We start from the raw sequence: 26,362 nt of genomic DNA, 5'->3' as shown, positions 1-26,362 counted from the left end.
AGGCAACTGCAGCATAAGACTGGCTTCAATGCATGCACCAAGATGCCATCGCGCATTGGAGCGAGATTTCCCGCAGAGCGACAAGGGCTGTCAAATTTTTGAAGCTATGTCAGGCTGGGGTGATTGTTTCAGCGCCGCCAACGACTGGACAAGGCCGTCGGATAGGGGCAAATCACACAACACCCTGTTCGCCACGGCCTAGCGCCGTCGAACGCCTATTGATGATGTGCACCATAGTTCGCGGAGTGCCAAAGTGACCAAACCGACCTATTTCGCGCCCAAGGGCGGCGCCCCGGCGCAGACTGATCTTCTCACCGGCCGTGCCGTCTTCACCGAAGCCTATGCAGTCATCCCGAAGGGGGTGATGATGGATATCGTCACCAGCTATCTGCCCTTTTGGAATGGCACGCGTCTTTGGGTGATCGCGCGTCCGCTCTCCGGCTTTGCCGAAACCTTCTCGCAGTACATCATGGAGGTCGCTCCGGGCGGCGGCAGTGAGCAGCCGGAACTGGATCCAGGCGCCGAAGGCGTGCTTTTCGTCATGGAAGGGGAAGTGACGGTCGAGCTCGGGGGCAACATACACGTGCTGCAACCCGGCGGTTTCGCCTTCCTGCCGCCCTCAAGCGGCTGGCGTCTCCACAATCGCGGTTCGGTTGCCGCACGCTTCCACTGGATTCGCAAAACCTATGAGGCCGTTCCCGGCCTGGACACGCCGGAGGCATTCTTCACCAATGAGCAGGATATTGCTCCGTCGCCGATGGCTGGGACAGAGGGGAAGTGGGCAACGACCCGCTTCGTCGACCCGCTGGACCTGCGCCACGACATGCATGTGACAATCGTCACCTTCGAACCCGGAGCTGTCATCCCGTTTGCGGAAACCCACGTGATGGAGCATGGCCTCTACGTGCTTGAGGGCAAGGCGGTCTATCGACTGAACCAGGACTGGGTGGAGGTCGAAGCCGGCGACTTCATGTGGCTGCGCGCCTTCTGCCCGCAGGCGTGCTATGCCGGAGGCCCAGGAAAATTCCGCTATCTCCTCTATAAGGATGTCAACCGTCACATGAGGCTGTCGCGCTGACTGCATTGAGCACGACGAGGCGAAAGGAAGCAGCATGACCACGGTCCGCGATGAAATTTCCATCGACGTCCCCGCAGCCTTTGCCTGGACCAAGCTGAAGGATGTATCCAGGACCCACGAGCTTTTCCCCGGCGTGCTCGTGGGGTCCTCGCTCGAGGGCGATATCCGCACGGTGACGTTCGCCAATGGCTCGGCCGTCCAGGAACGCATCATCAGTATCGCTGACGAGCTCAGGCGAATTGCCTATACCGTCCTGGGCGGACGCTTTGAACATCATGCCTCTTCGATGCAGATCGAAGCCATCGACGCCGATCACTGCCGGTTCGTCTGGACCAGCGACTTTCTACCGGACTCGAGGGCTGAGACTGTCAGACCTCTGATGTCGTTGGGGTGTGCGGCCCTGAAGCGGGCGCTTGAACACGACAATGCCGATCACTCCTTGACCTCATAAGCGCAGCATGTCCGGCACTTATGAGGCGAGCTCGAATTCGTCTGCTTTCATGCTCCGAGGCTGACACGCGCGTCTGCATTCTGCTCTGTCAGAGACACGCCACAAACGTCGATGAGGATATTCGACAAGGCGGCCGGCTGTGACAGGAATGGCGAGTGGCTGCTTTCCAACGTGTGCGTCACCGTCTTGCCGCCGATGGCGGCGTCAACCGCCGCAATCATGTGGTCCTGACCTGTTACCGGAACCGCGCGATCCTGTGTGCAACGGATGTAATGGCGCGGCACCGTGCCAAATCTTTCGGGCGTGATTTCCGATGGAGCAAAGGCGCCAGCGTTCGATTCGTCGCAATGAAGTTGCGATGCCATATGGGCGGATTCGGCCTCCGACACGTCGCCGTAAAATGACGCTTTGAGCAGCGATCGATAGGCTTCGTCGGATGATCCAGGATTGATCCTGGTCGCACCAATGGCAACGGGGTCGCCGATGAACAGCAAAGGCGCAAGCGCTGAAGACATGGTTTCATGCTGAAGCATCGCCAGCAGCGGCATGCCGTTCGGCACCATGAAGGCGGCCAGATAGACGACCGCCAGAAGCAGGTTCGGAACCTCTTCCGCGACAGCTGAGATCGTCATTCCGCCCGCCGAGTGACCGACCAGGATGACCTTGTCGCCGCTTGACGCGGCTTCTTTCACCAGCGCGACGACTGCTTGCGTCCGCTCCTCCTGTGTCACGCCAGCCATCGGTGACGGCTCGGCGGCAAACGCCGCAGGGTCGAACGGGCGGGCGCCGAACGCTTTTGGCGCTACCGCATGGACCCCGGCGCCTGGAAGGTCGAGCGTCAAAGCCCCGAAGCCGTTGGCTTCGAGGATTGGCGTAACCTTGTCCCATGCCGAATGGTTGTGCCAACCACCGTGGACCAGGACAAAAACTGCTCTTGTTGCTGACATCTCAGCCCTCTTTATCTGATTTTACGATTCTTACGACCTGAACAAGCGGCTCTGCAGGGACGAGCAAAAGGAAGCCAGTCAAACGTCCCTATTGTCGAAGAGGAACATCTGCACGCCGGAGTCATCCGGCGCATAGAGACGGCGATCCGCGCCGGCCGCCTGTCCCTCCGGGCTTGCAAACGCAGTCTGGATCGCCGCAAGGTCGTCGAAATAAAGCGTTCCGATCCGATGAATTTTGGTGGTTCCGACCGGCATCGCGATGGCACCATGGCTGACCTCGTATTTCCTCAGACCAGGGATCTTCTTGGCGAGCGGCACGTGGATGTCGAAGTAATGACGGTCAAACGCTTCTACATCCCTGGGGGTTGGGTAAATCACCAGCATGCGGGCCATTGCAATTCTCCTTGTGTTTTGGACACACCAAGGACGACGCGACGACCGGAAACGGATCGCCACCTGCAAGATTTTTGGAAAATTATCTTGAAGTGCTTCAACGTGTTTGCCGCTCGGCTGCAACGGCTGACGCGGCTATTTGGCTGACTTGAAAGGCTGTATGTCGAACATAACCTGGCCGCGCCGAATCAGGGCGGCAACGCCCTGATCCGGCGAAGAAGGCCTTCACCCGTTCGCGCGTCGCAACCCGTTCGCAAGCGCCGAAAGCGCGTCGGCGAGCTGTTGGGCGGTTTCGCGTGGCGGCATCGGCAGCTTGAGGCTCTGTACGCCGGTTGCCGGATCGCGCTCGACCCAGGGATGCGGCTGGGCCTTGGGATCGTTGGCGGCCGCGAGAGCTGAAACCAATTGTGCGCCCACCTGGACCAGGGCGGACCACGGATCGGCCGCAAGGTTGCTCGGCGGCGCCACAGGCATGCTCGGCGGCGCGACATCGCCGTGATCGATGCCCGCCCCTGCCTTCACGTCTTGCTCGGATCCTGCATCGTCGGCAAAGCCGCCGGTGCTCCCGATTTCCTCCGCCGGCGTCACGGCCTCGCCTGCGCCCATGCGTCCGGTGACGTTCTCCACCTCTTTCATGAAGCGTGTGAGGCGCGAACCGCCCAACGAAATCTCGCCGCTGCCGCCGTCGAGAATTCCCGATGACAGCGAGCGCTTGAACGCCAGCACCGAAAGCATGCCTTCCTCGATCGTGCCCTTGGCGACGAAATTGATGATCCGCACGGGCTGTACCTGCCCCATGCGATGGATGCGGGCAATGCGCTGTTCCAGCACCGCCGGATTCCACGGCAAGTCCATGTTCACCAGGGTAGATGCATGCTGCAGATTGAGACCCGTGCTGCCGGCGTCGGTGGACAGGAATACCCGGCAGGCGGGGTCCCCCCGGAAGCGTTCGACGAGCGCCGGCCGGTTTTCCGATGCAATGCCGCCGTGGAAGCTGACATAGCCGAAGCCGCGTTCTTCGAGGCGCCTGATGACGATCTCATGGGTCCGCGTCCATTGCGAGAACACCACCGCCTTGGCCGTCGGCTCGGCAAACAGATCGTCGAACAGGGCTGCCAATTCGTCCGCTTTGACGCCGTGGTCGGTCTCCTGGTCGAGCAGATAGGTGCTGTTGCACGACATGCGCATGTTTTGCAGCGATGAGGTCAACCGCCGCTGATCCTTGTCCGACAGGAACCCGGTCTTGCGCCAGCGCTGCACGATTCTCGCCACGATATCGGCATTCTCCTGATGATAGAGCATCTGCATCTCTGTCATCGGCACCAGAAGGTTCTGGTCGAGGCGTTCGGGCAATTGCTTGAGCACTTCGGATTTGCGCCGGCGGACCATGATCGGCGCCAGCGTCTGGCCGATCTTATCGAGCTGGGTATAGCCGGTGACCCGCCCACCTTCGTCCTTGATCTGGTGCTCGTGCAGCAGCTTCCATGTCGGCCCCAGCCGATGCTGGTCGACGAACTGAACGATGGACACCAGCTCTTCGAGCTTGTTCTCAAGGGGCGTGCCTGTCAGCACGATGGCATAGGGACTATCGATGCGCTTCAGGGCCCGCGCCGCGATCGTGTTCCAATTCTTCACCCGCTGCGCTTCATCGACGATCACCAGGTCTGGCGCCCAGGCAGCGATCAGGTCGAGGTCGGGACTGAGCTTCTCGTAATTGGTGATCTTGCAGAAATCGTCCAGGCGATAATCAATCTGACGCTGTGCCCGGCCACCATTGATGACCCGCGCCGCATTCTCGCCCTGCCGGCCGGAAAACCGCAGGATCTCGCTATGCCATTGATATTTGAGCGAAGTCGGGCAGATCACCAACACCCGTGCTGCGCCGAAATGCCGCGCCAGCAGTTCCATGGCGGCAATCGCCTGGGCGGTCTTACCCAGTCCCATATCGTCGCCGATCAACGCCCGACCGGACCGGACCGCGAATAGCGCGCCTTCGGCCTGATAGCGAAAGAGCGGCACTTTCAGAAGACTTCCGAGTGCCGGATCGGCAGCGCCGAGCGGAAACAGTTCTTCAAGTTTCGCAGCCCGGCGCTCCGCATCGCGCCTTCCGGCAATGAAATCGAGCGCATCGTCATAGGCACGAAACTCATGGTCCAGGCTCGAGGCGGCGGCGAGGAAAGACTCGATCTCATTCAGCCTGTCGTCCAGCAGCATTCCGTCGTGATCGGTGTCGAACAGCACCTCGGCCGCCTCGATGAGCGCCTGCGGACAATCCGTACCGGCCCGGAAATGGATACGGCGCTTGCCGTCATTGCGGAGATAGAGTTCAGAAAAAGCCGGGCGGTAGCCCCGCGCGAACGCGGCCTTGGCGCCGCGCTTCTTCTCCAACTGGGCGAGGGTGAACTCGATATGTTTGCAGGTCCCCAATTCGCTCGTCGCATAATCGGGGCATGAGCAGAAATTGCCGCCCGGCCCCTTGCCTCGGATCACCACGCGATAGCTTGACTTGGAGGCCGGGTTGCTCACCCGGAATTCGGAGAAGAACGGTTCCTTGGTGAGATTCTCGAGCCCGAATGCCTGCTCGCGGCCGAACTGGCGGCGCAAGCCGCGTTGCCAGTCCACCGGCGACAAATCGGCGGGTGCGTGGGTGCGTGAGAGTTTTGGTTCCTTTGGCTTGGCCGCAGATTTGCTTCGGGGCTTGGACTTCATCGCGCTATCTTCCGTTCAGACCAGGTTTCTCGTGAGACGTTGATCTCGCAGCCCATGGCAGATTGCAGGTCCGTCGGAGACGCCGTCAAAATTATCGGCCACCATCAGCACAAGGCGGTGATCGAAGCCGAAGCGTTAAAAATCGACATCTGTCTATCACAAGCCAAGCTTCGACTGGTGATGGAATAGTTAATTATCAACAGCACCGTCCGCAGAGCGATATGCCTCTCCGAAGCCCCTCTATGAACCGTCAGTGCCCAGCGTCCTCAGCATCTCAGCGACCAAATCAAATCCGATTCTCTCGACGTCCTCCAATCACACGAGGACATCCGAATGTCGTTTGGCCGTCTTTCGACCATTTGTGCCAAGCCCACGCCAAGTTTGCTCGGAATTTCCTGGATCACTCCTGTTTTGCCAACAGACCGCTGGCCAAATGTCGGAAGGCCTCGACGGCCTTCGGAAGAACATCCTTTGGAGCGTTGCTGGCCGCAATCCAGAGGGCCGCATTGAGCGCAGCGCCACTGACGAGCCGGGCTGCGGCTTCTGCGTCCACGGACTTCAGAATTCCCTGCGCGAGAAGCCGTTCCACGGTCTCCTTGGTCACCTGCAAACAGCTGTTCTGACTCGGCCATTGCGATGGATCTCCGAGCACCGCCGGCCCGTCGAGGAGAACAATACGCTGGACTTCGGGGTCGAGCGCCATCTCGATATAGGCGGCCCCCTCGGCCAGCAGGCCGTCCCAATCGCCTCTCTCCCTGGCGCCGATCGCCTGCGCCCGCAAAGCCATTTCGGCATCGATCTGATGAACGACCGCAGCCAGAAGTCCGCGCTTATCCCCGAAATTGTGGTAAAGCGCCCCGCGCGTCAGACCGGCTTCCGCGGTCAGTTCATCCATGGATGCGGCGGCATATCCTTTTTCGGCAAAGGCTTTTCGCGCCGCGGCAATCAGTTTTGCACGGTTCTCTTCCATCGTCTCGACGCGTCGCTTGGCCATTGTCGTTACCCATATTCACATACGTATCGTATCTTATTTGACATACGCATCGTATGTCGGTATCTCACATACATTGCGTATATCAAATGGCGCGGCGATATGGAAGTTCCCGCGCCGCGCATTGCCCAATCGACAACGATGAAAAGGAGATCATAGGATGACCCAGCGCGAAGCTATTTTTCCTGCCGACAGGCACGCACTGTATGAAGCGCATGGCTATTCAGCCGCAATCCGCTCCGGAGAGCTCCTGTTCGTCTCAGGACAAGTTGGCAGCCGCTCCGATGGAACCGCCGAGCCTGATTTCCCGCGCCAGGTTCAATTGGCCTTCGACAATCTTGAGGCAGTGCTGCAAGCAGCTGGCTGCTCTTTCGCCGACATTGTCGATGTGACCACATTTCACACGGACCCGGAAAATCAGTTCGAGACCATCATGGCCGTCAAGAATCAGATTTTTAGCGCCAAGCCCTATCCCAACTGGACGGCGATCGGCGTGAACTGGCTCGCTGGTTTCGATTTCGAAATCAAGGTGATCGCTCGCATTCCCTGAGAGGTATAGCGGGCGATTTCCGCTATGTGCATTGGCGAGATATCGCGTGCTCAGTCTCAAGCGGCGGCAATGCGAGCGATGCCTTGAGCCGCTCGAGACTGAAGGCGTACCGGCATATAGAATGCCGCAGCATGCGTGATCGGAGCAGCAGCACGCCGAAAATCGGAATCAACTGGAGCGACCAAGTGTTCCCCCGCGCGCGGGAAGTCGACCGTCCCTCAATTGAATTGAATGATGGTATTTATCTTGGGATTTGGATTGACGGCGGCGCGGATCCGGTGTGCCACATTTGGTGCCACGGTTTTCAAGTAGTTTGGATTCTGCATATAGGCTCTGAAGGCTTCCGCCATCAGTTCAGCCCGTGCATCAGCGCCAAAGCACCCTCTCTGCTCAGGCCCGAAGCCCCGATATTCAGGATCGTCGGCTTGATCGGCATCCGGCTTGATGCTTCTTGCTTCGCCCAGCGCCGGATTGTTCAAATCGTTGTAGACGTAGCGAATTTCATCGTCGATACCGTCCTGATCGATCGCTGATATAGTTTCCTTTTTCTCATTGAGACACGGCTGGCCTGCCTTCAGCTCAATGACGTGGCCGAGCATATGGAGCACAATGCGGCGGGCAGTCCCAGCATCAAGGGTGTGCAGGCGAGCAAGGTGTTTTCGACACGGGCAATTGGCAAACAGCTTCTTGTTTTCGGGAGCTTCGAAGAACGGAAGAAGGGTGTGCTGGGGAGCTTCGAGGAGCGCGGACAGGGATATTGCCGACGCATCGGCCTTCTTCTCGCGCTTCTTTTTGCTGAATAGATCGAATAGCACTCGATGGCTCCATTGTTGAATCCGGCCACCACAGAGCGGAAGCCTGTGCAGAAGTCGTTGGCATCGTCATGTTGTTGAGATTCTACACCAGGCCTCGACGCCTTCAACCATTTATACCATCCAATGCGGTCTCTTCCACTGTTCAAAATCGCCGGAGAATTTCCGCGACCACGAACTTGTCGTCGCCGGCAATCATATCTTTTAAATGTATATTGCCGGTAGCGCCTTGTTCGACATTGGTGGCGTAAATTCTCCGGCGATTTTGAAAGGAAATTTATTTTCGTTCAACGGAGGTAATGCCGGACATAACGTCGGAAATCTGGGCTTTGATTTCATTAATGAATTTTCGCTGTTCGCGAATTCCATGCTTTCGTGGACTATCGATAGGACCGTCGGTTTTCCTTCGGAGACAGGCAGCGCAACTGAAAGCATGTCTCCAAGGCTGTGGAGAAGCCTGGCGAGACTGTCATTTGGCGACAATGCCTGTCCTTGACCCGACTGAGAAAGTCTTCTGACAGGGTGCATGGACGGAGCGCCCCACACAGGTGGTTATGCTCAACGATCAACATAGCGTCTTGACAAGATTCGAGAACAAAGCAAAAACATCCGAAGTGAGTTTGTGGAGGCAGCGATTGCCTATGCACGTTGTGAATGACCCGGCGGATCTCTTTCGTCACGTGAGCACCGAGAAGGCCGCATTCTACCGCCGCATCATGGACGTCTTCGCAGCGGCCAAACGGCAATACCGCTTGCAGTTGCGGCCCGACGAAGTGCTTGCCGAAGCCCGCTGGCCGGACGGGTCACCGCGCCTTGAGGACGTGAATGTGGCGCTCACCCAACTCACGCAATGGGGCAATCTCGAATCACACCCCGACACTGCGCGGGTTTCGAGCCTCAGCGACTTTTACCGCGCGCGCTTTCTATACCGGCTCTCGCAGGGAGGCGAGGCCGTGGAATCGGCATTGACGGTGTTCTTGCAGACCTTGCAGCGCCGCGCCGAACTGCAAACGGTGGCGCTCGAGGACATAGCGAGCCGACTGCACGCCCTTCAGGCGCTGGCCGGTGCCGCCGAATCCGATGTGGCCAAGATCCATGAAACGCTGCGGGATCTGGTGCGGGTGTTCGAAGGCCTGGCCGAGAACGCGCAGGCGTTCATGGCCGGTGTCGCCCGCAGCATCGAGCTGCAACAGGCCGAGGCGGGGGCGGTTGCAACCTACAAGAGGCGGTTGATCGATTACCTGGAACGTTTCATGGGCGATCTGGTGCGCCGTTCCGACACGATCGCGCGCCTCGTCCAGGCTTTGGAGCCAGATGTAGACGGCCTGCTTGGACAGGTGGCCGAACGCGAATCTCGCGACGCGGCTCCCGGTGGAGCGCAGGATCAGGCCAAGTCGCGGGAAGCCTACCTGCAGGCCTGGCGAGAACGCTGGAAGGGTCTGCGTGGCTGGTTCCTCAGCACCGGCCACGAGCCGCCTCAAGCAGAGCTGCTGCGAGCGCGGGCGCGGTCGGCCATCCCGCAGCTTCTGGCTGCGATCGCAGCGCTCAACGAACGGCGCAGCGGCCGTAGCGACCGCTCTGCCGACTTCCGCCTGCTTGCCGGCTGGTTTGCCGCCTGCGCAGACGACGGCGAGGCACACCGGCTCGGGCGGGCTGCCTTCGCTCTCAATCCGGCGCGGCATTTCTCGCTTAACGCCGATGCGGAAACCGAGCTGCCGGCCAGCATCTCATGGGCTGACGCTGCGCCGCTCAAGGTTCACCCGCGTTTGCGCGAATATGGCGAAGCGGCACCGCGCGGACCCCTGCCGCGCGTGCGAGACCGCGCCGAAGAGCGCGCGTTCCTGGCACGCCAGCTTGCGGAGGAATCACGGCAGGTCGAAGCGGCGCGCAGGCGTCTCGCGACCAGCCGCCCGGCGCGGCTTTCGGATCTGGGGGAACTCGACATGCATGCCTTCGGTCTGTTCCTGGGCCTGCTCGGGGAGGCTCTGGCTGAACAAGCCGGGCCGGAGACGCCGGTGGAACGCCAGACCAGCGACGGCTTGCTGCGCATCCACCTGAAGCCGCTTGCCCCCGACAGTCGCGCCACGATCGACACGCCGCATGGCGTCTTTGCCGGGCGTGACCATCTGATCACCATCACCCCCTTGCAGGACGGTCGATGAAGGCGGCGAACGACGACAACGACAGCCGCGGCATCGGCCTGCTGCAACAGCGCTTCCAGCGCGAGGAGTTTCGCGCCTGCGTGCGCGTGCTGCTGATGACGCCTTTGATAGGTCCGGCACATGAGGATTTTGCCGCCATACGCCGCCAGGCCGAAGCATTGCGCGAGTGGTTTTCTCGCGAGACGGGCTGGATGCTGCAGGTCGAGCGCGAGGGCGCACGCCTCTATAAGCTGCCCGGAAACCTGACCGACGCCACGCGCGGCATCCCTGGCTACGATCGCCGGCGCTATGTGCTGCTTTGCCTCGCCTGTGCCGTGCTCGAACGCGCCGACCCGCAGATCACTTTGCGCCTGCTAGGCGAAAGGCTGCTGGAGTTCTCCGCTGAGCCGACGCTCGATTTCACCTTCACGCTCGAGGCGCAACACGAACGGCGCGAACTCGTTTCGGTGTGCCGCACATTGCTGAGCCTCGGGGTGTTGTACCGCGTGGCCGGCGACGAAGAAACGTTCGTGCGGGCCGGCGGCGATCAAGCCGATGCGCTCTATGACGTGCAGCGCCGCATGCTTGCCGGCGTGCTGGCGTCCGTGCGTGGCCCTTCCACCTGGACCCCGGAAGAGGCGCCGGCGGCGATCGAGGAGCGGCTGCGCGCCTTGGTCGGCGAACATGTGGCGGATAGCGAGGAAGGTCGGCGTACGGCGCTGCGCCACCAGATTGCGCGCCGGCTTCTTGACGATCCGGTAGTCTATGTGGAGACGTTGGAGCCGGAAGCCCGGGCGTATTTCTTCAACCAGCGCGGAGCGATGGCCGCTCGCCTGTGCGACGCCGCCGGCCTGGTGGCGGAACAGCGCGCAGAAGGGCTGGCGCTGGTCGACGACGCCGGTCTGCTGACCGACGTGGCGATGCCGGCCGAAGGCACCGATGCCCATGTGACACTGCTTGTCGCCGAGTATCTGGCCGCCGGGCAAAGGCAGCGGCAGGCGAATGGCGCCGACACGGCGAAAGCCTTAGCCCGGGATATCCACGAACATGACATCGCTGACTTCCTGCACGAGGCGAAGGCCCAATACGGCCGTTATTGGCGTAAATCGGCCCGCGAACCAGGCGCCGAACGCGAACTCGCTGCCATCGCGATCGAACGATTGGAAAAACTGCAGCTGGCTGTGCGAGACGCCGGTGCCATACACCCGCTGCCGGCGCTCGCGCGCTTCGCGATGGGCGACGCCGAAATCCGCGAAACTCGCAAGGCGCCGACCGTGGACGTCGGCTTTCGGTTCGAACCGACATGAATGACCGCTTGAATCTGTTCTCCCTGACGCCGGAAAAACCGGCTTTGCCGATGCCGACGCGGCAGCGCTGGCAGCCGTTGCGCCTGGGCTTGGTGGAGCTCTTTCACTACGACAGCGAGGAATTCTGGTTCCGCGACGGCCATCTGTTGCTGCGCGGCAACAACGGCACGGGCAAGTCCAAGGTGTTGTCACTGACGCTGCCGCTGCTGTTCGACGCACAGCTCAAGTCTTCGCGCATTGAGCCCGATGGGGACGGCGGCAAGAAGATGGCCTGGAACCTGCTGATGAACAGCTACGACCGGCGCATCGGCTACGCGTGGATCGAGTTCGGCCGCGTCGCGGAAGACGGCACGCCGCGTTTTCTCTCGCTCGGCGCCGGCCTTTCGGCGACGGCCGCCCGTCCGCAGGTCGACAGCTGGTTCTTCCTGCTGGAAGACGCCGACGGCGCGACACGCATCAACCAGGATATTTGGTTGACGAGTGGGCAGCGGGTGGTGCTGACCAAGGAGCGCCTGCGCGACGCGCTCGATGGCCGTGGTCAGGTGTTCGACACCGCGGCCGGCTACCGTCGCGCCGTCGACGAGCGCCTGTTCCGTCTGGGCGTCAAGCGCTACGACGCGTTGATGGACACATTGATCCAGCTTCGCCAGCCGCAGCTTTCCAGAAAGCCAGACGAGACCGCACTGTCGAACGCACTGACCGAGGCCTTGCCGCCGCTGGCGCCCGAATTGCTCGGCGACGTTGCCGAAGCGCTCGGACAGTTGGAAGAAGACCGCCGTCAGCTCAACGAATATCAGACTCTGGCCAAGGCCGTCGGCCGTTTTGAGGAACGTTATCGCGTCTACGCTGGCACGCAGACCCGCCGCCAGGCCCGCTTGTTGCGCCAGGCCCAGACGGAGTTCGACAACGCCAGCCGGGCACGAGGTGAGGCCCAGGCTCACTTCGACGAAGCGCAAAGGCAGGAAGTGCTGGATCGGACCGCTTACGATAGTGCCGAGATCGCTCTGACGCGCGGGCGTGCACAGCTCGATACCTTGCGCTCCGACCCAACGATGCAGGACGCCAACCGCCTCGAAAACGCGGAGAAGGAGAGGGCGGCGCGATTGCAAGCAATGCTGAAGGCCACTGCAGCCGTCGAAGAAGCGGGCCGACGACTGGGGCTCAGCACCGAGGAAGCCGGACGCGCAGCCCAGCGCGTGGAACTGGCGGAACGCGCATTGGCCGATCTGCGTCGCGAAAGCGCAGTTTACGCCGATGCGGCTGGCATCGCCCGCCAGCACGCCGAAAACCTCCTCGCCCAATTGGAGGCTTCCGCGCTGGTCGAACTGACGCAGCATGCTTTCGACGGAGCATGCGTCGAGCTTCGCAACCTCGTTGCCGTCCGGCGTGAACAGATCGCGTTGCTGCGTCGCCGCCACGGCGAAGTCGCTGAGGCCGAGGCGACCTATATGCGACGCCGCGAAATCCGGGATGAACGACAGGTCGAAGCCGAAGAGGCCGCCGAACGCCGGACCCAAGCTGATGCCGAGGTCGAGCGGCAAGGCTGGAATCTGGTGGAAAGCTGGGACCGCCATTTCGTCGGCCTGAAGCAATTGCAGATCGATCCCGACAGCAGGCCCGCGGCATTGACGGCCCTGGCGGAATGGGCCGCGACGCTGCAGGGCGACAACCCTGCCCGCGACCTCCTGCAATCGGCATATGATGGGGCCGGCCTCTCCCTGACACAGCGTCGCGTGGCGCTCGACGGCCAACAGCAGACACTGGGGGCGGAACGTGAGGCGCTCGAAGACGAACGCGGACGCTTGGAAGCCGGCGACGACATGGCGCCGCCCCTGCCGTATACGCGTGGTCTCGATGCACGCGAGGCGCGCCAAGGCGCGCCGCTCTGGCAAGTGGTCGACTTTCGCGACGCGGTGGCGGCTCCGCAACGCGCCGGCCTCGAGGCCGCGCTCGATGCCTCCGGGCTTCTCGACGCCTGGATCTCTCCTGACGGACGCCTCCAGGCCGGCGATGACGGGATCCTGCCTTACGACACGCAGGCGCTGGAACGGCAAAAGTCTTCTCCGTCGCTCGCCGACTGGTTGGAGGCTACCGTACCGGCTGGTTGCGCTGTGCCGGCCGATATCGTCGAGCGCCTGTTGTCGGGCATCGCCTGCGCCGATGACGATCCCGTCGACAGTGAGGCGTGGATCGCTCTCGACGGCCGCTTTCGCCTCGGCGCGCTGTCCGGTGCGTGGGGCAAGCCTGCGGCGGTTTACATCGGCCACGTGGCCCGCGCCGCCGCCCGCATGCGGCGATTGGCCGAGATTGCCGGCCGCCTTGCGCAACTCTCCGAAGAATTGACAGCCGTGCGTGTCAAAGTGGAGCAGCTCGCGCTGGATCGCAAACAGGCCGACGAAGAGTGGCGCCTTGCGCCCGCCGACGAGGTGTTACGAGGCGCTCATATGGCGGCGGCCGCCAGCGCCCACGCGGCGCGTCTCGCCAGCGAAAGACTGGCGGAAGCGGATACGCGGTGCCGTGAAGCCGAACAGGCGTTCAAGGCTGTGTGCAAACAGCGCGCCGCGGATGCCGCAGACCTGCGCCTGCCCGAAATGCCTGACACGCTGCCCGCCGTCGAAACAGCGCTGGATCATTGTCGCGACGCGCAGGTCCGACTCCAACAGACAGCCCACGAGTTCCGTCTGGCGCTGCCGGAATGGCAACGCCAACGCGCTCGCGAGAACGAAGCGCATGGTGACCTGCGGCAGCGCGAGGAGGATCTCGCGGCGGCACATGTCGAAGCGGAAGAGGCCTCTGCCCGGCTCAATGTGCTCAGGGAAACGGTCGGCGCCAAGGTCGAGGAATTGCAGCTGCGGCTGAGCGAAGCCCGCCGTGCCGTCGAGACCGGCGAAACCACGCTGAAGCTTGCCGGCGAAGCCCTGCGCAAGGCGGGCGAGACACGGGCGGTCGCTGGCCAGCAGGCCGAGACGGCGAACCTTGTCCTGCAGCAGCGCGGTGAGGCGCGCGGCCAGACGATCTCCAAACTGCAGCAGTTTGCAGAAACCGGCTTGTTCTCGGCGGCGCTGCCGCATGTCGAACTTCCCGATATGGGCGTTCAGTGGACGATCGACCCGGCGCTGACACTGGCCCGCCGCGCGGAACAGGAGCTGTCGAACCTCAAGGACGACGACGAGGCGTGGGCGCGCATCCAGCGGCAGATAGCCGAAGAACTGACCGAGCTGCAGCGTGCGCTCGGCGCGCTGGGCCACCAGGCCCAGGCCGATCCCAGCGACTGGGGTTTCAGGGTGGACATCGTCTACCAGAACCGCCGCGAACGGCCGGACCGCCTCGCCATGCGGCTGGCCGAAGAGATCGCCCAGCGCGGCGAACTGCTCAGTGCGAACGAACGCGCCGTCCTGGAGAACCATCTGCAGGCCGAAATCGCCGCGGAGATCCAACGTCTGTTACAGGCTGCCGAACGCCAGGTCGATGCCATCAACGGCGAACTGCACAAGCGCCCGACCTCCACCGGCGTGCGCTATCGCCTGTTGTGGCAGCCGCTGTCTGAAGAGGAAGGCGCGCCGGTGGGTCTCGACGCGGCGCGCAAGCGCCTGCTCAACACCAGCGCCGACCTTTGGTCGGCAGACGACCGGAGTGTCGTCGGCGCGATGCTGCAGCAGCGTATCTCCGCCGAACGGGAGCGCGCTGATTCCAGCGGCGGAAAGGACAGCGGCGGCATCTTGCTCGACCAGCTCGCCCGCGCCCTGGATTATCGTCATTGGCACGGTTTCCGCGTCGAACGCTGGCAGGAGGGCCATTGGCGCAAGCTGTCCGGGCCCGCATCGAGCGGCGAGCGGGCGCTCGGCCTCACGGTGCCGCTCTTTGCCGCGGTCGCCAGCTTCTACAGCCAGGGCAGCTATGCTCTGGCTCCACGGCTGATGCTGCTCGACGAAGCCTTTGCCGGCATCGATGACACAGCGCGAGCGCATTGCATGGGGCTGATCCGCGAGTTCGATCTGGACTTCGTCATCACCAGCGAGCGCGAGTGGGCTTGTTATGCCGAATTGCCGGGTGTCGCCATCTGCCAGTTGCAGCGGCGCGAAGGCATCGACGCCGTATTCGTCTCGCGATGGACCTGGGACGGACGAGAGAAGAAGCCCGAGGCCGATCCCGATCGCAGATTTGCGCCAGCATGAGCGATCAAGTCGACCCGCGTCTTCAACGCCTGCTCGGTGGTGACCATCTTGCCTCGCTGCGCAAGCGGCTGCGCCAACGCTTCGAGCGTGCGCCGATCGAGGGCGCCGTCGATCATATTCGCGTCGTCGGACTGAGCGCAGAGGAATACGCGGCACTGGCCGCGCTGCTCGGCCGCCGGCAGCGCCGCTCCAAGTCCCTGCAGATCGACGTTCTCCGGCTTGATGCCGACCTGCGGCGCTCCGGCATCGCCACATCCCTGCGCGATGCGTTGGAAAAGCTTGACGGCACCATCCCTCATCTCGCCGGAATACGCCTTAGACAGCAAACATTGTGGTCGGGCGTGATAGACAGTTGCAGCCACTCCGACTTGGCCAGCCTGCTCCTGACTCCGGGAGGTATCAGTCTGCTCAAACGGCTCGCTCGGGGGGATACGGCTGCGGCAGCGGAGCTTTGCTGGCGCGCCGAAGAAGTGCTGCGGCACCTGCCGGCAAAAGGCATAACGCGTTCGCAACTGGCCGCGGACGTGCTGGGCGACGCCCATGCGCTTGACAACGGTCGCGGGGTCGCCGCCCTCGTTCTGGCGGTCTTGCGCCAGATCGCCACGCCCACTCTCGACGCCGCAGCACTCATTGCCGACGAAGACAGCGAGATGGTACGGAAATCGAGAGAGGATGTCGTTTTGGAGCCGGTCGCCGGTGCCGAGCGGATACGGGATACATGGGCCAGAGCAGGCGTTCTGGTCAACGAGTTGGCACGCCCGGCCCTCTTTCTGAACCTGCCGCCAAACGGGACCGAAAGCGATCGTTGGCCCTTGGGAGAGCCGGCCTTTGCATCGCTGCGATCGCTGCTGCGCTCGCCGCCTCGATGGGATGTGGCGGGCCGCGACGTTTACGTGTGTGAGAATCCCAACCTGCTCGCCATTGCCGCGGACCGATGGGGGGCTGGCTGCGCGCCGCTGGTCTGTACCGACGGCATGCCCGCCGCCGCGCAACGATGCCTTCTGGATCAACTCGCACTGGCCGGCGCGCGGCTCCGCTATCACGGCGATTTCGACTGGCCCGGATTGCGTATCGGCAACCAAGTCATGCGAGAACACGGTGCGGAGCCTTGGCGGTTTGGCGCCGTCGACTATATTGCCGCGGTGCGGACGGCACAGAGCCTGGCACACCCGCTTGGAGGAAAGGTGGCCGAAGCATCATGGGACGGAGCGCTGGCGCCCGCGATGCGTGAGCATCGCGTGGCCATCGCCGAAGAGGCCCTGGCCGCCTCGTTGTTGCAGGATCTCGATGATCGGTGAAGCTTCTTCAAAGAAGGACGCATTTTCAGCGCAACAGGAGAAGCAAGTTATCAATCAAGATCACGAAGGTGAAGAATGCGGCGGAACAGGCGTTATATGGCGCTGTGGGGTTGACGACCGCAACGCCGTTCTCGCTCTCTATTTCAATGATCTCATTGATGAGAAATTCCTCCGGTCCGAGGTCAGCAAGAAGACCGTCCAAGAGCTCCCAATGTTTGTCGGCAGCGACCTGAGGGACGACGATGAAGAGGCATCAAGCCCCGGTCGGTTTCGCCGCTCAGTCCGAGCCAGTTGACGTGGCTTGCTTCATGTCAACGTTCCCACGCAACCGCGACCAAGGATGCGGACAAGCACTGATGGATCGGAAATTTCACGAGATCACCGCGTTTCGCATTGGTCAATTGCCGTGGGTCATCCTTCAAGATCACACGCTTCGACGACTTTATTTTCACGCCCTGCTCGGAGAGCTGACTCTCCGATTCAGCCAGAAATCGGGCGTTCTAAACCATACGACACGCCAGTGGTCATAGCCGGCAGCTCCGCTAACCCATCTGCCCTCAGCGAAACGGTTTTCCAGTTCTAGGGTTGCCTATTTTGCCTATTTTGCTTATATTGCCCAAGGAGAACGAGTCATGAGCGCAGTCAAACCATCTCATCTTACGCGGGCCGCCCTGACCAAGGCGATCGAAAGCAAGGTCGAGCGCATGCCCTTGCATGACCTTGTCGAGCTGGCTTCGACGCTGAAGGTGCCTATGCCCGCTGTCGCTAAAGCGATCCGTCGGCGAGAGCCGAAATCAATGTCGTCGCCGCCACCTTCCGATGGCCGCGTGCTGCAAGGCGACGGTGTCGGCCCGGTCGTCTCGGCGGCGGAGGGCGGCAGGCTTCTGGATGCCATCACTGTCGACGATGAAGCGGCCAACTGGACCGAGAGCGAACTCGTCGGGGCTGGAGATTTAGTCCGGCGACTSAGCATTGCGCGGGGAACCCTCGATAACTGGCGTAAGGCGGGAAAGGTCATCGCGCTGCGAAAGGGGTTGCGGAATTTCGTGTATCCACTTCGGCAGTTTGATCGTCGCCGGCCTTTAGACGGTCTCGACGAGGTGGCGGAGCACTTCGCTTCAGCCGAAGAGACGTGGGAGTGGTTGGTCGCGCCTAATCGGATGACGGACGGCAAGGCTCCGATCGACGCCCTGCATGCCGGCGACGTTCGTGGCGTCGTGAGCGCGGCGGCGGGCGCCTTTGATTACGCGTGAAGCTCGTAATGTCCAAACTTCGTGACCGGGTGATCGCCGCGTGTCTCTCAGACTGGCCGCGCATTCTGCCCACAAAGCACCGGGCGGCGCCGMCCGGCGCCGGGTTCGGGTCGAGCCGCTACTCTAGTCCGACCGACTCCTTCCGCGTGCTCTACGCGGCGGACAACTTCTCTACTGCATTCGCCGAGGCCGTCGTGCGAGACCGATTTGAGGACAAGTCACGGCGCTATCTCTACCGGCCTCATCTGGAGCAGGTGTGCCTAACCGCCATCGGTTCCAGCCGAGATCTCACGCTGCTCGATCTGCGGGGAGCCGCGGCCTATGAGCTGGGTGTCGACACCGACGCGAGTCGGGCTCGCGACCACACCGCCGGCCAGACCTTCTCCCAACTTGTCCACGATCAGATGGCAGATGTCGACGCCATCTTGTTCGACTCGCGCCTGACCAGTGGTGCCTGCGTCGCCATCTACGATCGCGCCTTTTCCGCATTGTCGGCAACAGTCCCGATCGGCCTGCTGCAGGCAGCGTTGCTGCCGGCCGAAATCACCCGCCTGGGGATCACGCTACGCCGCCAACGGGGCTATGCGCCATGATCAGGCCATCTCACCGCCCTTCCGTCCGCCCTGGGGCCAACTAATGGCCAAGCGACTTCGCATCGTTTCGCCGAAGCGGAACAAACGCCTGCAGACTGGGAAGGCTTCTTTCCTTACTACGCCGGCTATCCCGAGCTATTCGCCCGCGAGTTGCTGCAGAGCGCCAAGCTACCGCGCGGCGCAGTCGTGTTAGATCCGTGGAACGGCAGCGGCACCACGACCTATAGGGCCACGTCGCTCGGTCTGAACGCTATCAGGATCGACCTGAACCCGGTCTGATCATCGTCGAACGCGCCCGCCCGTTGCCGCCGAGCGAGGCAGATCACCTCCGACCGTTGGCAGCGACGATTCTATCGCACGCCCGCTCGGCACCGCCGAAACTGTCGCCGAATGACGCGCTTCTGGGCTGGTTCGATCCGGAGACCGCCGCCTTTATCCGTGGCATCGAACAGAATATCCGCCGAAGCCTGGTCGGCAGCATGACCAAGTCCCCGGACGGGGTGCATCTCGATCGGATATCAGGTACCACGACGACGCTCTATGTGGCGCTGTTCGCCGCCTGCCGCCGACTGGTCGCACCCTTCCGCTCGTCGAACCCCACCTGGCTGCGCGCACCCAAGGCGGACGACACCCGGATCTCCGCATCGCGCCGTCCCGCGATGAAATCGAGTGCATCGTCATAGGCGCGAAACTCATGGTCCAGGCTCGATGCAGCGGCGAAGAAAGATTCGATCTCGTTCAGCCGGTCATCCGGCAGCATTCCGTCGTGATCGACGTCGAACAGCACCTCGGCAGCCTCGCTGAGCGCCGGTGGACAATCCGGGTCGCCGGCGACCCGCCGCGCGTCAGTCGCGCGAAATGGACAAGCCCGCGAGAAGCGGAGCGTAGGCGGCGAGCCTGCGGGATACGAACTCCGTGAAGAGCCGCACGCGCTTGGTCTTGCGTGTCTCCCCCTGTGTGAGAAGCCAGAGCGTTCCGTACATGTGCAGGTCGGTGCCCGGCACCCTCACCAATAGGGGGTCGGCATCTCCGACGAAGCACGGCAGCGCCGTCATCCCGAGCCCCTGCCGCACCGCGACGATCTGCGCCTCGCCGTCCGTGGTCCTGAACGGAACCCCTGTGGCGCGAACCTCACCGTCGCTGGCCCAGTCCGGAATTCCATGAATGCTTATGACGATCCACCGGATGGGATCAGGCGCCCCCGCGCGCCACGCGGCCAGTCGATCGCGGGACATGTAGACGCCGCCGAACAGCTCCGGTCCTTTCAGACCGTGAAGATTGAGCGGCAGGGATTTGCGGTCGTAGACGACGCGGATCGCGACGTCGGCCTCTCGGTTGGTCAGATTTGCCAGCTCGCCCGACGACAAGATTTCCATTTCGATGTCCGGATGCAGGCGCGCGAAATCGGCGAAGTCCGGCATGAGCAGGTGTGCCGCAAGGGGCGGTGCCAGCGTCACCCGCAGAAGCCCACGCACGCTCTGGTCGCGCCCGAAGACGCGCGTTTCCAAGAGGTGCGACGACGCTTCCATCTGGTCCGCGAACTCGAGGACCTCCTCGCCCGCAGCCGTCAGGCGGTAGCCCGAAGGCAGCTTTTCGAACATCTGCACGCCGAGGCGTTCCTCGAGCTGGGCGATGCGTCGCAGCACAGTCGAGTGGTTCACGCCGAGGCGCTCGGCGGCAGACCGCACCGAGCCTCCGCGCGCGACGGCAAGAAAATAGCGAACGTCGTCCCAGTCGATCATGGTGCAATCCCGCACCGCGGGGTGCGCCTCCCAAGGCCCGTGTCCAACGCCATCGAACATCCTCTCGAATGTGGGGTAGCACGGGCGGCCATCATAGCTCAATGCCCGACAAACAGGTCCTAATTCCGAATGGCGGACGCCGATCGCCGCCGCTGCCGTCAGTCGTCCAACCGGATCGATTTCGCACCACCGATATGCGCGTTTCCGCACTCAACGCCTGAAGCTAGCAGACCTATTTCGAGGTTCTCGGGGGCCTCCCCGAACGGTCAAAGACAAAGCCCGAAAGGAGAAATTCATGGGAAAGCTAGACGGTAAGGTTGCAGTCATCACGGGTGGATCGAGCGGCATGGCGCTGGCGAGCGCCAAGCGGTTCGTTGAAGAAGGCGCCTATGTTTTCATCACGGGCCGGAGACAGGAGGCGCTGGACGAGGCCGTCAGGCTGATCGGCCGGAACGTGACCGGTGTGCGCGGCGACGCGTCCAATCTCGACGACCTCGACCGCCTGTTCGATACGGTCAAGCGGGAAAAGGGCAAGATCGACGTCCTGTACGCGAGCGCCGGCATGGGCGAAGCCGTCCCACTGGGCGAGATTACCGAGCAGCACTTCGATGCGGCCTTCAACCTGAATACGCGCGGCACGCTGTTTACGGTTCAGAAGGCGTTGCCGCTGTTCAACGACGGCGGATCGATCTTCATGACCGGGTCAGTTGCTTCGGTGAAAGGTTTTCCTGGTTACGGCGTGTATGCGGCGAGCAAGGCGGCGTTGCGCTCATTCGCACGCACCTGGCTCAACGAACTGAAGGGCAGGAATATCCGGGTGAACGTGCTGAGCCCGGGGCCGATCGCCACACCGATGCAGGACCAGGTTCTCACCGAAGAAGCGAAGCGGATGTTCGAATCCCTGATCCCGCGGGGAAAGATGGGTCGTCCTGAGGAAATTGCAGCGGCTGCGCTGTTTCTCGCTTCAGACGATTCGAGCTTCGTGAATGGCGTGGAATTGTCTGTCGACGGCGGCTTCTCGGCCATCTGAATTCGCACCGGATCGTGGGGAGTGGTGATCGGCGGGAACGTCTACGAAGGTCGCCACACTGCGAAACGGATAACCCGGCGCCGTTGAAGGCCGGAATCAATATCAACACGGATTGGAGAAGCATTATGAGCTATGCGATTGTAGGATTCGGTAAGGTAGGCCAGGCTCTCGCCCACGCCTTCGCCCGTAAGAACATCGACGTGACCGTCGCGAGCCGCCGGCCGCCCGAGACGTTGGCGCCGCAGGCTCGGGCGATTGGACCCACGGTCGCCGCCAGGTCGCTGCGGGATGCACTCGAGGCCGATACGATCATCTTGGCGGTCCCGTTCGGCGAACATCGCGAGGTTGCGAAGGCCCTGCCGAGCTGGAAAGGCAAGACGATCATCGATGCCATGAACGCGTTAGTTCCCCTTGAGGAGCTGGACGGCCTCCCGTCCTCCGCCTTCGTCGCGAAGGCGTTCACCGGCGCCAAGCTCGTGAAAGGTTTCAATCACCTGGTCGCGGCCACCCTCGCTGCCGATCCGATCATCGAGGGCGGCCACCGGGTGGTCTTCCTGTCGAGCGACGACGAGGATGCGACCGCTCCCGTGGCGGCCTTGGCCAAACAACTGGGATTCGCACCCGTCAAACTGGGAAAGCTCAACGAAGGTGGCGCGCTGGTGCACGCACGCGACCGCATCTGGGGCCAGCTCATCTTCCAGGATTTGTTCAAGAAGGAGCAGTAATCGATCTACGCCGCTTGATCGACGCCGAAAGCTGGTCGCGCGCGCTAACTTCTTCGAGCAGCGCGCGACCGAATATTTGAAGGCCACAAAGTTGCGAGGGTTGGGGTGGGCCTGACGGCGCATAGGCGCCGTTCGAGGAGCGGGGAGACGCCCGACAGAGTGGCTAGATCTGCGGGTTGCTTAGAATCTATCGACCGCTATCGGTGGCCCAGGATTCGCTCGAGTGTCCTGCGCTATCCAATACCACTCCACGGTACTCCCCGTCACTCCCACTCGATTATTTCCTAGCGCCATAACAAACTGATTTTATTTGATAAAATATTTTTCACGGAACGCTATACCGCCAAGCGCACCGTCAAAAAACGGCGCTTCTGAAAACACTGGGTTTTTTGGCTGGATATCGGAAAAGGACCTTCCGCCATCTATCGCCAACCACGGCTGAAACGGTCTCTCGCAAGGCATTCAGACCGACATCGCCGTTTCCACGCTAAACTACGCCCAGGGCGAACTACGCTCCATCTTTCTATACCGTCATTGAGGATCGATGCCGCTGTTCAACTGCCTCGAAGATTGAGATCTCGCACCGCGATGAAGGCGCGATTTGTTTCGGCAGCGCGACGCGACTTCTCTTCCAGCATGTCGATCAACGACACTTTGCGCGACAGCACTTCGTACAGATCGAGCCCATCGACGCAGATGAGATTGGTTTGTCGCCCTCGAGAAAACGCCTCCAGCCCTTCGGCCGTAAATCCGGAATTACTGACAAACAGCCCGCGTGACCAAGCCGCCTTGCCCGAGACCTTTCCTGAGAACGTCATCAAATCGGCAAAGCCAATCTGCGGTCCGTGCCATTTGGCCTCCACCAAATAGGTGTGGCCCTGCAGCCTGAAGCTGCCATCAATCTGCTCTCCCACGATCCGAAACGCGCCGCGTGGCGCAAGCCCGAACCCGGCGAACAATTCGTTGAGGAAGCCCTCGAACCGGAGCCCCCGGGTTTGGGGATCAAGCTTGGTGATCTCGATCAGAAGCGTCGCGAGCTCCTGTGCCTTTGCCTCGCTCAGCACCGTCGCCGCTTGTGAGGAAGGCTCCTCCGTCTTGGGCTGGCCAAAGCTGCTGAGGAAGCTGGGATCGAGCAATTCGGGAATCTTGAATTGTACGCCCGGAAGGAGCGCGTTCAGGCGATCGATTTCGGCGCGGGTCAAGGGATTCGCCTTGCCGCGCCGATAGGTCATCGCCTGTCGAACGATCGCGACGATGAGCTTGGTGAAAAGCGACCGGCGCTGTTCGAGAGTGCCGGTCAAGAGCTGGACGATCGCCGGCCGCTTGCTCCCTGGAATCCATAGCTCGCCGACGCCAGCCTGGGCAGCTGCAAGCGGAAACGCCGTGCGAGTGTTCCCACTGCCGGGAAGGAAATCGTAGAAGAGATCGGCCAGGTCCTCGACAGCCTGGGCTTCACGGAATGACAGCATAATTTACTCGACCTCGGCCCCCTCCATGCGCGCTTCGAGTTCGTTCAGGAACGGCGAGCGGCCCCAATACATCCTTCCGCTGCGCGTATCGACGTAGCCGGAATACAGCATGTGGATTTCGTCACGAGCCCGGGTCAGCCCGACATAGAACAGCCTTCGACTTTCGCGTCGCGCCGCCGGCAACTCGTTCCTCCACGGCAAACCGCCCAGATCGAGCCCCACCATGATCACAACGTCATACTCACAGCCTTTTGCGGAGTGCAGCGTCAACAGATTCAAATGGAGAGGCGACCCGTCGCGTCCACCGAGGCTCGCCAAATCCAAGTCGGCGAGCGTCCCACCGACAGCGAGCGCCGCCGACATGCGCACCACCTGCTCGCGCTGATCGGCAAGGCTTGGCTCTGCCGTCATCAGCGCGTCGAGCATTCCCACCCGTAGCGCGCCGACGAAGTCCCGCGCCAACCCGGCGTCGGTCCGCAGCGACCAGAGGAGCTTGGTCAGCCGCTGGGCCTCGCCGCGGGATTCGGCCTCTGCGAGACGGGTGCGGTGAAAGCCAAGCCACCGGTCAAGCAATCCGCGTAATTGTGGCCGCCCCTCACGCCAACCATCGGCGCACCAGGCTGCGCAATCCTCGATCCAGCTTGTAAGCGCCACCTTGCGATATGGCGCGGCTGTATCGACGCGGATGAAGTCGAGGCCTGCAGCAGCTGCGGCCTCGGCGACGACGTCGCCGGTGCGATAGTCCCGGTACAGGATGGCGATGTCACCTAACGCGCGGCCAGGCTTCGCGGCCAGCGCCGCCGGGATTATTTCAGCCACGGCGTGCACCGCTTGACCTTCGAGCCCATCGTCGCACTCGACGAACGCGATCACCGCTTGCCGATCCGGCTCGCTCGAGACGTAGCCACGCACCTCGCCAAGCGCCAATTCAGAGGCGCTGACAATCTGCGAGGCCGAGCGATAGTTGAGTTGGAGCTGGACCCGCTCTACGTCTTCCCGCTCGGCGAGCTCCTGCAGCAGCGCGCCGTCCGCGCCTGTAAAGCCGTAGATCGACTGGTCCGAGTCTCCCACGGCAAAGAGCCGAACGCCGCCGTCGAACGCCATGCGCTTGACGATACGGTGCAGCGCCACTCCGAGATCTTGATATTCATCGACCGCCAGGACCGGGAATTTCGCCTGAAGCAAGGGGAGCACCCAGTCATGCTCCGACACCAGCCGTTGCCCGAAAATTACGAGATCGTCGAAGTCAATCAGGCCCATTTTACGCAACTCGGCCTCGTACTCTTCCGCCCATGCGGCCAGCTCTTCTTCGCTGGTCCAGGCAACCGAGCCGCGATCGAGGATCGACCGCCTATGGCGTCCCAGATCCATCGGCTTGTTGGGATGCCCCACGCCGAAGAGCCGATCGCCGACCCGCTTCATCGCCTGGTCGCTCTGCCGCTGGGTCGCAACGGCAAGTGGGAACGGCACGGGCAGATTGGCGAGACGGGCATAAGGCATGAGGAGATGCCTCAGGCAAAAGCCGTGAACCGTGCCGATGAACAGGTTCGGCGCCTCACGCAGCCCCAACCGTTCCAGACGCCTCGTCAGCTCGCGTGCGCATTCCTGGCTATAGGTGATGCAGGCGGCGCCGCGAGGCGTGCGCACATCCTCGGCCATGATCCGGGCCAGCTTGAGCACCAACGTCTTGGTCTTGCCGCTGCCCGGGCCGGCCAGAACGACGCAATGGCCGGTCGAATCGTAAGCCGCCTGCTGGCCCGGATTGCCAGCCAGATCGCCCGCCTGGGCGAGATATGCGGCGCTGACGCTACGAAACGGCATCGCGGATATGCTCCAACGCTTGCCGAATGTAATCCGGGCACGCCTCATTGCTGACGTGGGGAGCGAGCGCCTGTGCGAAGCGGCCTTTTCCAATGCGCTCAATGAGCTTGATCAGGCGCTCCTCGTCGAGGTCATCGGTATCGTCCACCCAGCTCTGCACAAGATCGCGCGTGGTCTGGTTGATGGGCAGCTCTTGTTCGATAACCTCCAGCATGGCCTCCGCCAGCCCGCCGACGAAAAGCTCGGGCTCGAGGGTGTTGCCGTTGACGAAGTAGCCAAATGGTTCGGCGCGCGCGATCATCGCGTCCGCATCCAGAGGAACGTAGTTCACGCCCGTCTCCAGGAGCGAAAGAATGTTGATCAATCGTCGCCTGACGAGTGGCGGGTTGGTGCCGTTCGGATCACGATCGGTCAGGATGACATGCGGGATGTTCAGCCCCTGGGGGCCTAGCAGCTTCACATAGGGAGTGAAGTTCGTGCCGCTCACCGAGCACACGGTGATGCCCAACATGTCGAGTGGGATGTCCAGCGCCTCCGCAAAGGCGGGGATGAGAAATCGCTCGGCATCGCCCTCAACCAGAATCACGCCGCGTGCGAAGAAGATTTCGCCGCGGCTGACGTCAATGTAGCGCTGAAGGTCCGCCTCATCTCGCTCTGTAAGTGGCGCCTTCGCGGTTGAAACCGCGTTCGTCGTCTCCTCGCTAACGTCGTGGCGCAGCAACACGATCGAACGGATTGGGGTGACACTGGCGATATGCGGTGAGTGCGTCGTCAGGATAGTCGTGAGCGGAGGCGTATCCTCCTCGTCATCGCCGGTATTGCCAAGAAAATAACGATAGACGAGCCGCTGCACATGCGGGTGGAGAGCGGGTGGAGA

23 protein-coding genes are annotated in these 26,362 nt (G+C 62.2%); 13 read left to right on the top strand and 10 right to left on the bottom strand.

Annotated elements, in window-relative coordinates; genetic code table 11:
- Nucleotides 1-253: 253 nt before the first annotated feature.
- Complete coding sequence (locus AC1DYF_RS07530; RefSeq protein WP_477876080.1) at nucleotides 254-1,078, top strand: bifunctional allantoicase/(S)-ureidoglycine aminohydrolase; 825 nt, start codon at nucleotides 254-256, stop codon at nucleotides 1,076-1,078.
- 34 nt (nucleotides 1,079-1,112) lie between these two features.
- The gene (locus AC1DYF_RS07525) at nucleotides 1,113-1,529 is read left to right on the top strand and encodes an SRPBCC family protein (RefSeq protein WP_477876079.1); all 417 of its coding nucleotides are present in this window, start codon (nucleotides 1,113-1,115) and stop codon (nucleotides 1,527-1,529) included.
- 47 nt (nucleotides 1,530-1,576) lie between these two features.
- On the opposite strand, the gene AC1DYF_RS07520 is transcribed toward AC1DYF_RS07525, so the two are convergent.
- The 4 genes from AC1DYF_RS07520 to AC1DYF_RS07505 form a co-directional block, all read right to left on the bottom strand.
- Nucleotides 1,577-2,476, bottom strand: a complete 900-nt coding sequence (locus tag AC1DYF_RS07520) for an alpha/beta fold hydrolase (RefSeq protein WP_477876078.1) — start codon at nucleotides 2,474-2,476, stop codon at nucleotides 1,577-1,579.
- Nucleotides 2,477-2,554: 78 nt separating this feature from the next.
- Nucleotides 2,555-2,869 carry an EthD family reductase gene (locus tag AC1DYF_RS07515; protein WP_477876077.1) on the bottom strand — a complete coding sequence of 105 codons (315 nt, stop codon included), beginning with the start codon at nucleotides 2,867-2,869 and terminating at the stop codon, nucleotides 2,555-2,557.
- A 225-nt stretch (nucleotides 2,870-3,094) separates the two neighbouring features.
- On the bottom strand, nucleotides 3,095-5,578 hold the full coding sequence (locus AC1DYF_RS07510) for a DEAD/DEAH box helicase (protein ID WP_477876076.1): 2,484 nt from the start codon (nucleotides 5,576-5,578) through the stop codon (nucleotides 3,095-3,097).
- Nucleotides 5,579-5,978: 400 nt separating this feature from the next.
- The gene (locus AC1DYF_RS07505; RefSeq protein WP_477876075.1) at nucleotides 5,979-6,572 is read right to left on the bottom strand and encodes a TetR/AcrR family transcriptional regulator; all 594 of its coding nucleotides are present in this window, start codon (nucleotides 6,570-6,572) and stop codon (nucleotides 5,979-5,981) included.
- 157 nt (nucleotides 6,573-6,729) lie between these two features.
- Between AC1DYF_RS07505 and AC1DYF_RS07500 the strand changes: the two genes are divergently transcribed.
- Nucleotides 6,730-7,119 (top strand): RidA family protein, encoded by a 390-nt coding sequence (locus AC1DYF_RS07500; protein ID WP_477876074.1) that lies wholly within the window; start codon nucleotides 6,730-6,732, stop codon nucleotides 7,117-7,119.
- 218 nt (nucleotides 7,120-7,337) lie between these two features.
- Here AC1DYF_RS07500 and AC1DYF_RS07495 read toward each other — a convergent pair whose 3' ends face one another.
- Nucleotides 7,338-7,934 carry a hypothetical protein gene (locus AC1DYF_RS07495; RefSeq protein ID WP_477876073.1) on the bottom strand — a complete coding sequence of 199 codons (597 nt, stop codon included), beginning with the start codon at nucleotides 7,932-7,934 and terminating at the stop codon, nucleotides 7,338-7,340.
- Nucleotides 7,935-8,572: 638 nt separating this feature from the next.
- Here AC1DYF_RS07495 and AC1DYF_RS07490 point away from each other — a divergent pair.
- The 8 genes from AC1DYF_RS07490 (at nucleotide 8,573) to AC1DYF_RS07455 (ending at nucleotide 18,977) form a co-directional block, all read left to right on the top strand.
- The gene (locus AC1DYF_RS07490; protein WP_477876237.1) at nucleotides 8,573-10,093 is read left to right on the top strand and encodes a TIGR02677 family protein; all 1,521 of its coding nucleotides are present in this window, start codon (nucleotides 8,573-8,575) and stop codon (nucleotides 10,091-10,093) included.
- On the top strand, nucleotides 10,090-11,379 hold the full coding sequence (locus AC1DYF_RS07485) for a TIGR02678 family protein (RefSeq protein ID WP_477876072.1): 1,290 nt from the start codon (nucleotides 10,090-10,092) through the stop codon (nucleotides 11,377-11,379). The genes AC1DYF_RS07490 and AC1DYF_RS07485 overlap by 4 nt, the downstream gene beginning before the upstream one ends.
- Nucleotides 11,376-15,554 carry a TIGR02680 family protein gene (locus AC1DYF_RS07480; protein ID WP_477876071.1) on the top strand — a complete coding sequence of 1,393 codons (4,179 nt, stop codon included), beginning with the start codon at nucleotides 11,376-11,378 and terminating at the stop codon, nucleotides 15,552-15,554. The genes AC1DYF_RS07485 and AC1DYF_RS07480 overlap by 4 nt, the downstream gene beginning before the upstream one ends.
- A complete protein-coding gene (locus AC1DYF_RS07475; protein ID WP_477876070.1) occupies nucleotides 15,551-16,852 on the top strand; it encodes a TIGR02679 family protein in 1,302 nt (433 codons plus the stop codon). The genes AC1DYF_RS07480 and AC1DYF_RS07475 overlap by 4 nt, the downstream gene beginning before the upstream one ends.
- Nucleotides 16,842-17,147, top strand: a complete 306-nt coding sequence (locus AC1DYF_RS07470) for a hypothetical protein (RefSeq protein WP_477876069.1) — start codon at nucleotides 16,842-16,844, stop codon at nucleotides 17,145-17,147. The genes AC1DYF_RS07475 and AC1DYF_RS07470 overlap by 11 nt, the downstream gene beginning before the upstream one ends.
- Before the next feature lie 337 nt (nucleotides 17,148-17,484).
- Nucleotides 17,485-18,105, top strand: coding sequence for an antitoxin Xre/MbcA/ParS-like domain-containing protein (locus tag AC1DYF_RS07465; protein ID WP_477876068.1), 621 nt, complete (start codon nucleotides 17,485-17,487; stop codon nucleotides 18,103-18,105).
- A gap of 8 nt (nucleotides 18,106-18,113) precedes the next feature.
- Entirely contained in the window at nucleotides 18,114-18,698 is a 585-nt protein-coding gene (locus AC1DYF_RS07460; protein WP_477876067.1) for an RES family NAD+ phosphorylase, read from the top strand.
- A gap of 30 nt (nucleotides 18,699-18,728) precedes the next feature.
- Nucleotides 18,729-18,977, top strand: coding sequence for a DNA methyltransferase (locus AC1DYF_RS07455; RefSeq protein ID WP_477876236.1), 249 nt, complete (start codon nucleotides 18,729-18,731; stop codon nucleotides 18,975-18,977).
- A gap of 259 nt (nucleotides 18,978-19,236) precedes the next feature.
- Here the strand turns inward: AC1DYF_RS07455 and AC1DYF_RS07450 are convergent, their stop codons facing one another.
- Together AC1DYF_RS07450 and AC1DYF_RS07445 are read right to left on the bottom strand one after the other, a co-directional pair.
- Nucleotides 19,237-19,485, bottom strand: a complete 249-nt coding sequence (locus tag AC1DYF_RS07450; RefSeq protein WP_477876066.1) for a hypothetical protein — start codon at nucleotides 19,483-19,485, stop codon at nucleotides 19,237-19,239.
- Nucleotides 19,486-19,543: 58 nt separating this feature from the next.
- A complete protein-coding gene (locus tag AC1DYF_RS07445) occupies nucleotides 19,544-20,440 on the bottom strand; it encodes a LysR family transcriptional regulator (protein ID WP_477876065.1) in 897 nt (298 codons plus the stop codon).
- A 295-nt stretch (nucleotides 20,441-20,735) separates the two neighbouring features.
- Between AC1DYF_RS07445 and AC1DYF_RS07440 the strand changes: the two genes are divergently transcribed.
- Together AC1DYF_RS07440 and AC1DYF_RS07435 are read left to right on the top strand one after the other, a co-directional pair.
- Nucleotides 20,736-21,470 carry an SDR family NAD(P)-dependent oxidoreductase gene (locus AC1DYF_RS07440; protein WP_477876064.1) on the top strand — a complete coding sequence of 245 codons (735 nt, stop codon included), beginning with the start codon at nucleotides 20,736-20,738 and terminating at the stop codon, nucleotides 21,468-21,470.
- Between the two features lie 125 nt (nucleotides 21,471-21,595).
- On the top strand, nucleotides 21,596-22,195 hold the full coding sequence (locus AC1DYF_RS07435) for an NADPH-dependent F420 reductase (RefSeq protein WP_477876063.1): 600 nt from the start codon (nucleotides 21,596-21,598) through the stop codon (nucleotides 22,193-22,195).
- Nucleotides 22,196-22,749: 554 nt separating this feature from the next.
- Here AC1DYF_RS07435 and AC1DYF_RS07430 read toward each other — a convergent pair.
- From AC1DYF_RS07430 to AC1DYF_RS07420, 3 genes are all read right to left on the bottom strand, one after another.
- Entirely contained in the window at nucleotides 22,750-23,496 is a 747-nt protein-coding gene (locus AC1DYF_RS07430) for a restriction endonuclease (protein WP_477876062.1), read from the bottom strand.
- A 171-nt stretch (nucleotides 23,497-23,667) separates the two neighbouring features.
- A complete protein-coding gene (locus AC1DYF_RS07425) occupies nucleotides 23,668-25,485 on the bottom strand; it encodes an ATP-dependent helicase (protein ID WP_477876061.1) in 1,818 nt (605 codons plus the stop codon).
- The coding region (locus AC1DYF_RS07420; RefSeq protein ID WP_477876060.1) for an ATP-dependent nuclease at nucleotides 25,472-26,362 on the bottom strand (891 nt) is incomplete at its 5' end. The genes AC1DYF_RS07425 and AC1DYF_RS07420, both read right to left, overlap by 14 nt.

This window comes from Rhizobium sp. P2_G9, assembly GCF_056403475.1.
This window is presented reverse-complemented; position numbering and strand designations above follow the sequence as displayed.